Raw genomic sequence first — 13,219 nt, 5'->3', positions numbered from 1 at the left:
GATGATGAGGCTGATCATTGGCTCGAGTCTGCGCTTTCGTTACCTTGTCCTCGCCCTCGGGGTGGTGCTGACTTGGTTTGGCCTCGCGCGCCTGCGGGACGTACCCGTGGACGTGTTCCCGGAATTCGCGCCACCGCGGGTCGAGATCCAGACCATCTGTCTTGGGCTTTCATCCGCCGAAGTCGAGCAACTTGTCTCGGTGCCGCTGGAAAACGCGCTGAACGGTGTCCCGGACATCGAGGTGATGCGTTCGAAGTCGGTGGCGCAATTGTCGTCGATCCTGTTGATCTTCAAGTCCGGCGCCGATGAGATCCGCGCGCGGCAACTGGTCAGTGAGCGGATGGCGCTCGCGAGCAAGACCCTGCCGACATGGGCCGCACCGCCGTTCATGATGCCGCCATTGTCCTCCACCAGCCGGATCATGAAGATCGGCATTACCTCCAAGGACAAGTCCGTGATGGACCTGTCGATGCTGTCCTATTGGACCATCCGGCAGCGGTTGCTCGGGGTGCCCGGCGTTGCGAACATCGCGATCTGGGGAGAGCAGCTCAAGATGCTTCAGGTCATGGTTGACCCGAAGCGCTTGGCCGAGGTGGACGTTACGCTCGACCAGGTGCAGGAGGCGGTTTCCGATGCCCTCGATGTTGGTCTGCTGCGCTATGCCCGCGGCGCACATATCGGTACCGGCGGCTTCGTCGAAACACCCAATCAGCGCTTTCAGCTCCGCTTCGTCGGCGCCGGCGTTACACCTGAGACGCTGGCCAAGGTGCCGGTGACCCACCCGGCCGGTAAGCCGCCGCTGTTGCTGAGCGACGTGGCCAATCTCGTCTATGCCCCGCAGGGCATGATTGGCGATGCCGTCATCAACGATGGCCCAGGCCTCATGCTCATTGTGGAAAAATTTCCCTGGGGCAACACGCTCGCCGTCACCCGCGGGGTGGAGGAGGCGCTCGAGCGAATGAAGCCCGGTCTTCCTGGGGTCGAGATCGACACGACAATCTTCCGGCCGGCGACTTTCGTCGAGGACTCGATCAATAATCTATCCTGGGCACTGTTGCTGAGCTGCCTGTTCGTCGCGGGCATCATCCTCATCTTCCTTTACGAGTGGCGCACCGCGCTCGTCTGTATCGTCGCCATTCCGCTGTCGCTGCTCGCAGCTGGACTAGTTCTGTTCATGTCCGGCGCCTCGGTCAACACAATGACTCTGGCGGGCTTCGTGATCGCGTTGGGCGTCGTCGTCGACGACGCGATCCTCGACGTCGAGAACATCATGCGACGCCTGCGCCATGCACGGCGGTCGGGCGATACGCGAAGCACGGCGCGCATCATTCTGGACGCTTCACTGGAGGTGCGTGCGCCGATCGTCTACGCCACCCTTATCGTCGTTACCGCGGTCGTGCCCGTCCTGTTCATGCAAGGCCTGACCGGATCCTTCTTCAAGCCCTTGATTGCCGCCTACGTGCTCGCGATTGCAGCCTCGCTCGTCGCAGCCATGACGGTGACGCCGGCACTCTGCTTGATCCTGCTGCGGGGCGCGCGACTCGAAGGGCGTGAATCACCTGTGATCGTCTGGCTGCTACGGCATTACGCGCCCTTGCTGGAACGGGTCACCAGCACTCCACGCATGGCCTATATCGCTGTCGGAATAGTGACGCTCTCGGGGATCGGTGTTTGGCCGCTGCTTGGCCACTCGCTGCTGCCGTCGTTCAAGGAGCGCGACTTCCTGATGCACTGGGTCACCACCCCCGACGCTTCGCTGCCCGAGATGCTGCGCATCACCACCCGCGCAAGCAAGGAACTGCGCGCTATTCCGGGGGTGCGCAACTTCGGCGCCCATATAGGCCAGGCCTTCGCCGCTGACGAAGTCGTCGGCGTCAATTTCGGGGAGAACTGGATCAGCATCAGCAGGGACTCCGACTACGACAAGACGCATGCCAGGATCGAGGAAATGGTGGAAGGCTATCCCGGCCTCTACCGTGATGTGCAGACCTATCTGAAGGAGCGCATTCGCGAGGTCCTGACTGGCGCTGGGGAGGCGATCGTCGTCCGCATCTTCGGCCCTGATCTCGAGATTCTCAGGGACAAGGCGGAGGAAGTTCGCGCGGCACTCGCGGACGTTCCAAATCTCGTCAACCTGCACAAGGAGTTGATGGTCGAAGTACCGCACATTCAGGTGACGGTGAAGCTGGAGGAAGCACGACGCTACGGTCTGAAGCCGGGCGATGTCCGGCGTGCCTCCGCGACCTTGATGGCCGGAGAGGAGGTCGGCGACATCTTCCTCGGTGGACGCACCTACGATGTGCAGGTGTGGACCGCTCCGGAATTCCGCCGGAGCGTAGACTCGGTCCGCGAGATGCTGATCAACACGCCAACCGGGCAGCGCGTCAAGCTGGCGGAAGTAGCCGATGTTAGCATTCGGCCGACGCCAAATGTCGTCAAGCGTGAGACGAGTTCCCGTCGGATCGACGTGCAGGCGAATGTCAAGGGCCGCGATCTCGGCGCGGTCGCCAGCGACGTGCAGGCGCGTCTGGACAAGTTGGCGTTTCCTCTTGGCTACTACGCGGTGCTGCAAGGCGAATATCAGGAACTGAGCGCCGCGCGCAGGCGACTCGAACTGTTCTCCGTCCTCGCGCTCGCTGTCATCTTCGTCCTTCTGCAACAGTCTTTTGAAAGCTGGCGGCTGGCAGCGCTCAGCTTCGTGACCCTTCCTTCGGCGCTGGTCGGCGGCGTGCTGGCGGCGTGGCTGGCGGGAGGCGTGATTTCCCTTGGCTCGCTGGTTGGTTTCCTGACGGTGCTTGGCATCGCCGCCCGCAACGGGATCATCATGATCAACCACTTCCAGCATCTGGAACGCCATGAGGGAGAGGTGTTCGGCATGAAGCTCGTGCTTCGCGGCGCGAGCGAGCGGTTACGGCCGATCCTGATGACGACCGGCGCCGCCGGACTCGCGATCCTGCCACTGATCATTTTCGGCGACCTGCCGGGCCACGAGATCGAATATCCGATGGCGGTCGTCATTCTGGGCGGCCTCGTGACGTCGACGCTGCTCAACCTGTTTATCTTGCCTGCATTTTATCTGCGTTTCGGCCGCGGTACGAGCCTGTCGATGGATCGTCTGGCGGTTCCGGCACCAGTATCCGGGAGCGCGTGATATGAAAGCCGTACGTCGCCACAATGGTTGGATTGTCGCCGCTGCTGCGACGTTGTCTGCTCTTGCGTATCCGGTGACAGGACCTGCGGCCCAGGATGGCCGCTTTGAAAAGCTCTCCGTCTATCTCGAACGCAATATACAGGATCACGATGCCGAGATCCGGTTCGAGGCCACCGGCGCGGAGGATGGGCTGGCCGCGTTGAAGGTGATGGCGCCGGGCGAGCGCACGGTGATCGACCTCAGATCGCCGGACTCGAAGCTGGGAATTCGCAGTCTCACGCTCGAATCGCCGGAGCCCGATGATGACAAGATCGTACGGGCGGATTTCCCGGCGGGCGCATATCGTTTTGAGGGAACGACGACCAAGGGAGCGAACCTGCGCGGTGAGGCGCGGTTGAGTCACGTGTTCCCGAAATCTGCCGCATTCGAATATCCGCGGCCTGACCAGAAAGACGTACCCGCCATCGCGCTGACCCTGCGATGGTCCGTGCCGAAGGGGATCGAGGCTTGCGCCATCGTTATCGAGCAGACCGGCTCGGCCTACGAAATCCGGGCACTGCTGCCGGGCTCAGCAAGATCCTTCGCGATACCTGCGGGGTTCTTGCGCGCCGGTAAGGCCTACAAATTCGCAATTGGTACCGTCGCAAAGGACGGCAATCGGTCCTTCATCGAAGCCGGCTTCACCACGGCGAGGGCGCGATGAATCACCCCGCTCGCGAAATGTCAGATCGGCCCAACGGCCACATAGGGCTGAAAACTTCCGCAACCTTGGGCGACGGTTGGCCGGACCGCCGCCCGCAACTGGAGGGCATTCACATGTTCGACAAGCAGGGTTTGGAGCGACAGATGAAGACGGCGAGCGGGCAATCTGGCCGGCTGGCCAGGTGGCGTGCCGCGCTCATGGCGGGCACCGTTCTGATGACGGCCGGGTTCGTGGTCTCTGGCGGCGCGGTCGCAGGCGATATCCAGGATCCGCCGCGCTGGAAGAGCGGCAAGGATTACTCGTCGCTGAAGGACTGGAATCTGAAAGCCGAGAACATCGTCCCGCACGGGGTCAACCCCCTCTATTACCCGATCGTGCCGGGCCACAAGCACGTGCATGAGCGGCCCGATCACCCGGACGGCAAGTATCGCAAGGAGACCGTGGTCCTCGATAGCACCGAGGATTTCGACCTTCCCGGTATCGGCAAATTCAAGACGGCGGTTGTGCAGGAAGAAGAATACATGGATGGCGTCCTGACACAGCGCGCGCTCAACTGGTTCGCCGTCGATAAGACCACCAACAGCGTCTATGCCTTCGGCGAGGTGAGTTGGGAAATCAACGAGGAAGGAAAACCAGTTTTTGAAGGCACATGGCGGGCGGGCGATCTCGACGGCGACGGCGTCGCCGAACCGGGTCTGTTGATGCCCGGCACGTTCACGGTTGGCGGCCGCTATATATTCGACGGCGGCCAGAACCAGGCCTATGGCGGCGCTGAGAACATGGAAACCGGCATCGAAATCACGGTTCCGGCGGGGACGTTCAAGAACTGCGTCCGGGTTCGCGAGCAGGGTCTGATCAACCTGAAAGACATCACCGACAAGATCTGGTGTCCGGTGGTCGGCGTCGTGCTCGACACTTCCGACGGCAAGCTCATCGCTTCCGCCGCGCTGCCGAAGGACAACCCGGCCTCGGACGTTTCAAGCATCGGGAAGCTCCGCGACAAGCCGCTGAAGTATACGCCGCCCGTGGCGAAGGTCTCGGGAGACCAGGCGACGAAGATCGCGCTCGCGGAGATCCCCGGCAAGGCTACGTCCGTGAAGATCGAGCGGAAGAAAGGCAAGAATGTCTACGTGGTCGAGATCCAAACGCCAAAGGATGGCGAGAAGGATGTCTTTGTCGATATCGAGTCCGGGAAGATCGTCGGAACGGACTGATGTGAACGGTGCGAGCGCCCTGATCCACGATTTTCATCGCACGGGTTTCTCCTCCCACGGGTGACGAAATCGTGGATCACGGGCGATCCCTCCGTGTTCCGTTCCACCGTAGCGATTGAACGGGAAGGATACCGCCATGAAGAGGACGATCCACTGCGGCCTGCTCGCCAGCCTTCTTCTTGCGCAAGCCGTGGCCGTCGTGCAGGCGCAGCAACCGGGCCCTTCGAAAGAGCGTGCGCCGCCTGCGGCAAAGATCACGGAAGAACAGGCGAAGAAGATTGCTCTTGAGCGCATCCCCGGCAAAGTCACCGACGTGGCGATCGAGAAAAAGGGCGGCAAGAATGTCTACGTGATCGAGATCCAATCACCGGAGCAGGGCGAGAAGGACGTCTTCGTCGACATCGAAACCGGAAAGATTATCGGGACGGACTGACATGTACCGGCTGCATACGAGGTTCGTTATTGGAAAGGATAGCGCCATGAAGAGGGCAATTTACATGGGCCTGTTCGCCGTCCTGCTCGCGCCGGCGACAGCGGCGGCGCAGGCACAGGCTCCGAAGGGCCTTGGGACCGAGGAATTCGGCATGTCGCCACGCGAGCTGGTCCAGGCGATCGAGAAGACCGAGGAACTGATCGCCCGCTGCATGCGCGAACAAGGCTTCCAGTACATCGCGGCCGACCACAAAACGGTGCGGGCAGGCATGTCGGCGGACAAACAGCTTCCAGGCCTCAGTGAGGAGGAGTTCGTCAGTCGTTATGGCTTTGGCGTATCTACCTTCTACACGGGCTTGCCGCCTCAGCTCTCCACCGGCTACAGCCCCGCCCGCGTCGGTCTCGGCGAACGCAATGTGCAAATTTTCCGCAAGCTCTCCCCCGCAGACCAGGTCGCTTACAATCGCGCGTTGCTTGGGGATGACGTGTCCAGCACCTTCGCGGTCGCCTTGGAGACCGAGGATCTGTCGCGTACCGGTGGCTGCACGCGCAAGGCCCTCACTGAAACATTCAAGCCGGATCAGTTGAAGGCCAGCCATTACAATCCGCAGGATGCGTTGATCAACAAGGACCCGCGGATGAAGGCCGCCCTTGGGTTCTGGCAGCGGGAGATGAAGAAGGCCGGCTTCGAATACGGCCACCCGGACGAAATCGAGCCCGATCTGCGGAACCGGCTCAGCACGCTGACCGAGGGCGGCAAGCTATTGGTTTCCAAGATGTCGCAGGACCAGAAAGCCGCTTTGCGGAAACTGCAGGATTACGAGCGCCTGGTCTCGGCCAAGAGCCACAAAATGCAGGAGGAGGTACTGACGCCAGTCGAGGAGAAGATCCAGGAGGAGCTGTTCTCCCGGAAAGTGCAATAGACCAATTAGGATGTACACGCCCACACTTCCCCGGATCGGCGGCTATGAGTAATCTCCTTTGCTGGCAGCGCATCGCATGACGAAAGCGGACGCAACGCTTCCTGCGAAGATGGCCCGCACGCTGTCGATGGCGGGAGGGACTACGGCATGGCCGCAAAGCGCGTAAACGTTCTCTGGGCTATCTTGGGCGCGGTTGGAGGCATGGCGCTTGGCGCCTGGTACATGGGCTCCAGGATCCAGTCGCCGGCTGAAATGGCGGCGCGCACCGCAGCGCCCGAGCCATCCGCGATCCTTGTGCCTGTGGAGTCGCGTGTACTGAGTTCCGATGTGGTCACCCGCGGCACGGTCCGCTTCGGACTGCCGCAGCCGATTTCGATCGCGCCTTCGACGGTCAAGGGCGCCGTCGGGCTGATCTCGTCGCTACCCCGACCCAATGCGAACTTTGGGGAAGGTGAGGTGATTCTATCCGCATCCGGCCGTCCGGTCTTTGTCCTCAGCGGCGCCGCACCGGCTTTTCGCGATATGGCGCCCGGAACGAGCGGCGGCGACGTCCGCCAACTCGAAGAAGCCCTGGCTCGCCTCGGCTTCGATCCGGGAACGGTCGATGGCAACTACGATCAGAAGACATCCGCCGCGGTCGAGCGCATGTATAAAAAGGCCGGGTGGGATCCGTTCGCACCGACGCGCGAACAACGCGCTGCCGTCGCCACGCTCGAGCGGGAGTGGTCGGATGCCGCGCGCGCCCAGCTTGCGGCCGAGGCCACGCGCGAAACCGCGATGAAAGCCGTCGCCGCCGCGCGGGCCATCGCGGAGCAGAACACGCGCCAGGCGGCCCTCGACAGCGCGGCGCGTGTTGGTGACAGCCGGCAGCTGGCCGACGCGCGGTCCGGCAAGTCGCTGGCGCTTGAAACCGAGCGCGCGCGCGCCGCGCATTCGGCGACCGCGGCCAGCGCCGATGTCGCCACGCAAATGGCCGATCGTGCCCTGATCGTTCTTGACCCGCGCCAGACCGAAACGGCGCGTGCGGCGGCCGAGGCCAAGCTGAAAGTGGCGCGTGCCGCGCAGCGCAAGGCGAAGATGGAAGCCGATCTCGCGATTCAGACCGCGTCGCGCGAGGCGGCGCTGGTGGACGAACGTATCCGGGTCGCCGAGGGGGCGGTGAAGGCGGCCCGCCTGGAAGGCGAGCGTAGCGTGCGTGCGGCGCAAGAACAGCAGTCGCTTGCCGAATTTGACGTCAAGGTCACAACCGAACGCGCAGAGCGACTCGCCAGCGAACTCGCGGCGGCGCGCGCCAAGCTCGGCGTGCAGGTGCCGGCGGACGAGGTCGTTTTCATCCCCTCGCTTCCGATCCGCGTCAACGAGGTGACCGCTGCGGTCGCTGCCAATGCTTCTGGGCCGGTCATGAGCGTGACGGACAACCAGCTCAGCATCGACTCGCAGCTCCCGCTTGAAGCCGCGCCGTTAGTAAAGCCCGGGATGAAAGTTGCGATCGACGAGCAGGCGCTTGGGATCAAGGCGACCGGCGTCGTCGAGACGGTGGCGAACACACCCGGCACGCGCGGCGTGGACGGCTATCACTTCTATCTCGGGGTCAGGGTGGAGACCACGCCTGTGCTGCTGGCAGGGTTTTCCGTCCGTCTGACGATCCCGATCGAAACGTCGAAGGGCGCGGTCACCGCGGTCCCGACCAGCGCGGTGTCGCTTGCCGCCGACGGAACATCGCGTGTGCTGGTCGAACGCGGCGGCAAGCAGGAGTACGTCACCGTGCAGCCGGGGCTCTCGACGGGCGGCTATGTCGAGGTCAACACCCCTGATGGGCGACTTGCGCCCGGTCAACTCGTGGTGGTGGGTTATAAAACAGCCGAGCCGGCGGCGGTCAAATGAAGCTCATGGAGGACATACGGCCAGAGGTGCCGATCAAGACGGCTTCTGTCGATGCTGGCCATGTCCTCGATCTGCGCAAGGTGTGCAAGCAATTCGGGACCGATCCCGCTGTCGACGCATTGATCGATGTCGACCTCGTGTTGCGGCGCGGCGAATGGCTGTCGATAACCGGTCCGTCCGGCTCGGGGAAATCCACGCTGTTGAATATCCTCGGTTGCCTCGACCGGCCAACCAGCGGACAGTACGTTTTTGACGGTATCGAAACGACAAAGCTGAGCGAGAATGAGCGGGCCGGGCTGCGCAGCCGCCGCGTTGGATTCATCTTTCAGTCATTCCACCTGCTGCCCTATCGCACTGTCCTCGAGAACGTCATGCTGGCGGAAGTATACCGCCGGCAGGTCGGACGCGGGCGGCGCGAGCGGGCGATGCAGGAAATTCGCCGCGTCGGCCTCGAGCATCGCGCGAATTTCCCGCCTTCCAAATTGTCCGGCGGCGAACGTCAGCGGGTGGCGATCGCCCGCGCCCTGATGGGTTCACCGAGCCTGCTCTTGTGCGACGAGCCGACCGGCAATCTCGATTCCAAGAACACCGAGTCGATCCTGGATTTCTTCACCGAGCTCAACAAGGAGGGCATGACAATCGTCGTCGTCACGCACGACGAAAGCGTCGCGCGCCGGGGCTCGCGCCGGGTCAACATGAAGGATGGCCGGCTCTTTGGTGGAAGCGAGACGGCATTGCCGCCTCCGTCCAGGGCGCGCATTGCGCCGTCGGGGATCACGATGCGCGACCTCGTCTCCGAGGCGATCGCCGGGGCGATCGCGCGGCCGGCCCGCATGGCGCTGACGGTGCTTGGCATCGTGATCGGCATGTCGGCGCTGGTGGCCACTATCGGTCTCACGCGAACCGCCGGCAACCGCATCATCAGTCAGTTCGATCAACTTGCGGCCACCGAATTGTTCATCACGGCGCGGCCGGGAATGGCGACCGGCACGATTGATCCGCGTGCCATTCCATGGGACGCGCCGGAACGGCTGGTCCGGCTGAACGGTGTCGTGGCCGCGGGCTTGCTCAGCGACGTCAATGTCCACGACATGCTCGTCAGCGCCTCGCCTGTGGTGGATCCGTCCAATCAGACCGCATTCAAACTGGCGGTGCGCGCCGCGTCGCCGGATTTGTTCCGCGCGGTGCGCGCCGACCTCGCCTCGGGACGGTTTATCGACGGGGGGCATTCTGCCCGCGCCGAGCGAGTTGCGATCCTCGGCCCCGATGCCGCGCGCCGCCTGGGCATCGCTGGAGTCGAGCGGCTGCCCGCGATTTATGTCGGCGATCACCTCTATCTCGTGATCGGCATCCTTCGCGATGTGGTCCGAAAGCCGGAACTTCTCGGCTCGGTCATCATTCCCGAGGGTACGGCGCGACAGCACTTCAGCCTGTTCGGGCCTGGCACGGTGGTCGTGGAGACGAAGATTGGCGCTGCTTCCCTGATTGCGCTGCAAGCGCGGGCGGCGCTGCGGCCGGACGACCCGCGCGCGCTTCGCGTGCAACTGCCGCAGGAGCCGCGGCGCGTGCGCGACGACGTGCAAACCGATCTCAATATGATGTTCCTGCTGCTGGGCGGCCTGTCGCTCGTGGTCGGCGCGCTTGGGATCGCAAATATCACCCTGGTGGGCGTGATGGAGCGGACAGCGGAGATCGGACTGCGCCGTGCCATTGGCGCGACGCGCCGCCACATCGCAGCGCAGTTTCTTATTGAGAGTGCGTCCATGGGTGTCGTGGGGGGACTACTCGGATCCAGCGTCGGCGTGCTCATCGTGGTGGGTGTCTCGGCGTATCAGGTCTGGACTCCGGTGCTCGACCCGCTCGCTCCATTGCTTGCGCCAGCTGTCGGTGGCGTGATCGGTCTGCTGTCCGGAGTTTACCCCGCCTCACGCGCCGCCGCGCTCGAACCGGCCGAAGCGTTCCGACACGAATGACCTGATCGTATTCTACGTCGTGTTTGACCGCATGTTGAACATGGATCACATCTTCCAAACGCGACCGTCCGAAGAAGGCGGCGGGACATCTTGCGACAAGACCGAACATTCCGCTGTCCACCATGCAACGCGAACCTGCCGTTTAGCACGCCGTTTTTCCAATTCTGCGATCCAGAGTAGTCGGAGCATTTGCTGAAATCGGGAGTATTGCATATTGCGCGCGTGACAGGGTTTGTCTCAGGAAGCTTTTGCGCAGGTCACTCAAACGATCGTATTTGCGGCTCGCGCGGGTGGGCTGTCAGGCGTGAACCGCAACCTTCAATGCCTCGCCACGGATCTCTTCGACGAGCCGTTCTTTCAGCCTGACGAATTCGGGTGCGGTCTTGATCTTGTAGGATCGCGGATGGGGCAGATCGACCACGATCTCGGCCTTGATACAGCCGGGACGTGCGCTCATCACGATGACGCGGCTGCCGAGGAAGATTGCCTCTTCGATATCGTGCGTGACGAACAGTACGGTCTTCTGGTCGCGTTCCCAGATTCCGAGCAGCATTTCCTGCATCAGCGCGCGGGTTTGATTATCCAGCGCCCCGAACGGTTCGTCGAGCAACAGGATCTTGGGATCGTTGGCGAGGGCACGCGCGATGGCCGTGCGCTGCTGCATGCCTCCGGACAGTTGCTTCGGCCAGTGATTTTCAAATCCCGATAAACCGACCCGCTGGATGAACCCATCGGCGACCTTGCCGCGCTCCGCCTCGGAAATCCCGCGTTCGCGCAGGCCGAACGCGATGTTTTCGCGCACGGTCAGCCATGGGAACAGCGTGTACGATTGAAATACCATGCCGCGATCCGCGCCAGGTCCGGTTACCTCGAGCCCGTCCAGGATGACGCGGCCGCTTGTCGGCCGGTCAAGGCCTGCGATGATGCGCAGCAGCGTGGATTTTCCGCAGCCCGACGGACCGAGGATGGTGACGAAGTCATTGTTGCCGACGCTGAGGTCGGTCGGCTCCAGGGCCCGCGTCGGCGCATTGCCCTGGCGCGCAGGGAAGATGCGAGTGACCTGATCGATCTTCAGCTTGGTCATGCCAGTTTCCACGGAAACAGCCAGGCGTTGAACGCCTTGAACAGGAAGTCCGACACGAGGCCGATCAGCCCGATGACGATGATACCGAAAATGATCTGACCGGTATTGAGCAGAGCCTGGCTGTCGGTGATCATGTGGCCGATGCCCGACGATGAACCGATGAGCTCGGCAACGATGACGTAGGTCCACGCCCAGCCCAGGACGAGCCGAAGGATTTCCGCGATCTCGGGGGCGGACGAGGGCAGCAGCACGCGGCCGATGATGCCGCGGTCGTTGGCGCCGAGCGTGTAGGCTGCTTCAACGAGGTCGCGCCGTGTGTTGCCGACGTTCACGGCGATCATCAAGATGATCTGGAACACCGAACCGATAAAGATAACCAGCAGCTTCTGCAGCTCGCCGATGCCTGCCCACAGGATCAACAGCGGGATAAAGGCTGACGCCGGCAGATAACGGGCAAACGAGACAAACGGCTCCAGGAACGCCTCGATCGGCTTGTAAGCGCCCATCAGAACGCCGAGCGGCACCGCAATGATGGCCGCCAGCACGAAGCCGCCGACAACCCGCCAGATCGTCATGCCGATGTCGAACAGGAAGCCGTGCTTGGTCAGGAGCTCCCAACCTTCCTGCAGCATGGTCAGCGGGTTGGCGAGAAACGTTTTCGAGACGTAGCCGCCAAAAGTTGCCCATGCCCACAGGGCCACGAACAGGACAAAGAACGCAAAGCCATAGACCGCGCGCTGCTTCGATGTCACGGGATCAAGAGGACGTATCACAAGGCAAATTCCTCAAAGCGGTACGCTGATCGTGGGAAGTCCCGCTTCCTCACCTGCGGGAAGCGGGACCGGAGCTGCGCCAACCGAACCTACTTGATGTAGCTCGTGTCAACGAGGTCATCGATTTTCGGAATCGATTTGATGATGCCGATCTCGAGCAACAAATCTGCGGCTTCCTTGGTGAAGGCCTGGAACTCGCCCGCGAAGAATTTCTGGTTCGCGGCCTTGTCCTGCCAGCGGAGATATTTTGCCGAGTTGCCGAACTGCTCGCCGGACTGCTTCACGTCGGAACCCATGATCTCGTAGGACTTGGCCTGGTCCTTTTCGATCAGGGCGACAGCCTCGAAATAGCTGTCGGCCAACGCCTTCGCGGCTTTCGGATTTTCGGTCAGGAATTTCGGCGTGCAGCCGAACGTGTCCATGATCATCGGATAGTCGAGCGTGGTGGCGATGATCTTGCCCTTGTCCGGCGCAGCACGCACCGTCGACAGGTAAGGCTCATAGGTCATGGCCGCATCGTTCTGACCGGCCACGAATGCCTGTGCAGCCGCGGCGGGCTCCAGGTTCACCACGGTGACGTCCTTGATCGAGAGGCCGTTTTTCTTGAGCATCCAGGCCAGCGTGAAATAGGGCGCGGTGCCGGGTGCGGATGCGGCGACCGTCTTGCCCTTCAGATCCTTGATCGAGGCAACGTCGTTTCGCGTTGCCATGCCATCGGCGCCGTAACTTTTGTCGAGCTGGAAGATCTGCTTGGTCGCGACGCCATTGGCGTTCCAGGAAATCCAGGTTTCGACCGTGGTCGCCGCGCACTGGATGTCACCTGAGGCAATGGCCAGATGCCGGTCCTTCTGCGGGATCTTCTTGATCGTCACGTCGAGGCCGTTCTTCTTGAAGATGCCCGCCTGGTTGGCGAGCGTGAGCGGCGCAAACCCGGTCCATCCGGAAATTCCGATGCCGACCTTGACGTCTTGCGCGATGGCTGGTGCGGATACTAGAAGAGCGGCGGTTGCGGCGAATATTCTAAAACTAGACATGATTGTCTTCCTTCTGCCGGGTGTATGGATCTGGTTCTGTTCGTCCTG

At 62.4% G+C, this 13,219-nt stretch carries 10 protein-coding genes; 7 read left to right on the top strand and 3 right to left on the bottom strand.

Annotation, left to right across the window (positions count from 1 at the left end; genetic code table 11):
* Position 1: 1 nt before the first annotated feature.
* From IVB05_RS32970 to IVB05_RS32940, 7 genes are all read left to right on the top strand, one after another.
* The gene (locus tag IVB05_RS32970; RefSeq protein ID WP_247780165.1) at positions 2–3,151 is read left to right on the top strand and encodes an efflux RND transporter permease subunit; all 3,150 of its coding nucleotides are present in this window, start codon (positions 2–4) and stop codon (positions 3,149–3,151) included.
* Between the two features lies 1 nt (position 3,152).
* The gene (locus IVB05_RS32965; RefSeq protein WP_247780164.1) at positions 3,153–3,854 is read left to right on the top strand and encodes a hypothetical protein; all 702 of its coding nucleotides are present in this window, start codon (positions 3,153–3,155) and stop codon (positions 3,852–3,854) included.
* On the top strand, positions 3,851–5,068 hold the full coding sequence (locus IVB05_RS32960) for a PepSY domain-containing protein (protein ID WP_247780163.1): 1,218 nt from the start codon (positions 3,851–3,853) through the stop codon (positions 5,066–5,068). Before IVB05_RS32965 ends, IVB05_RS32960 begins: the two co-directional genes overlap by 4 nt.
* Positions 5,069–5,204: 136 nt before the next feature.
* Complete coding sequence (locus tag IVB05_RS32955; RefSeq protein ID WP_247780162.1) at positions 5,205–5,501, top strand: PepSY domain-containing protein; 297 nt, start codon at positions 5,205–5,207, stop codon at positions 5,499–5,501.
* A 64-nt stretch (positions 5,502–5,565) separates the two neighbouring features.
* The gene (locus IVB05_RS32950; protein ID WP_247780161.1) at positions 5,566–6,423 is read left to right on the top strand and encodes a hypothetical protein; all 858 of its coding nucleotides are present in this window, start codon (positions 5,566–5,568) and stop codon (positions 6,421–6,423) included.
* Between the two features lie 201 nt (positions 6,424–6,624).
* Positions 6,625–8,307, top strand: a complete 1,683-nt coding sequence (locus IVB05_RS32945) for a peptidoglycan-binding protein (protein WP_247780160.1) — start codon at positions 6,625–6,627, stop codon at positions 8,305–8,307.
* Positions 8,304–10,280, top strand: coding sequence for an ABC transporter ATP-binding protein/permease (locus IVB05_RS32940; RefSeq protein ID WP_247780159.1), 1,977 nt, complete (start codon positions 8,304–8,306; stop codon positions 10,278–10,280). The genes IVB05_RS32945 and IVB05_RS32940 overlap by 4 nt, the downstream gene beginning before the upstream one ends.
* A 298-nt stretch (positions 10,281–10,578) precedes the next feature.
* Here IVB05_RS32940 and IVB05_RS32935 read toward each other — a convergent pair whose 3' ends face one another.
* From IVB05_RS32935 to IVB05_RS32925, 3 genes are all read right to left on the bottom strand, one after another.
* Positions 10,579–11,364: an ABC transporter ATP-binding protein gene (locus tag IVB05_RS32935; RefSeq protein ID WP_247780158.1), complete on the bottom strand. Its 786-nt coding sequence runs from the start codon at positions 11,362–11,364 to the stop codon at positions 10,579–10,581.
* Entirely contained in the window at positions 11,361–12,134 is a 774-nt protein-coding gene (locus IVB05_RS32930; RefSeq protein WP_247787196.1) for an ABC transporter permease, read from the bottom strand. The genes IVB05_RS32935 and IVB05_RS32930 overlap by 4 nt, the downstream gene beginning before the upstream one ends.
* Before the next feature lie 92 nt (positions 12,135–12,226).
* Positions 12,227–13,171, bottom strand: a complete 945-nt coding sequence (locus IVB05_RS32925) for an ABC transporter substrate-binding protein (protein WP_247780157.1) — start codon at positions 13,169–13,171, stop codon at positions 12,227–12,229.
* Positions 13,172–13,219 lie beyond the last annotated feature (48 nt).

This window comes from Bradyrhizobium sp. 170 (assembly GCF_023101085.1).
Taxonomy (GTDB): Bacteria; Pseudomonadota; Alphaproteobacteria; order Rhizobiales; family Xanthobacteraceae; genus Bradyrhizobium.
Note: the sequence above shows the minus strand (reverse complement) of the source record. Positions and strands in the feature narration are given on the sequence as shown.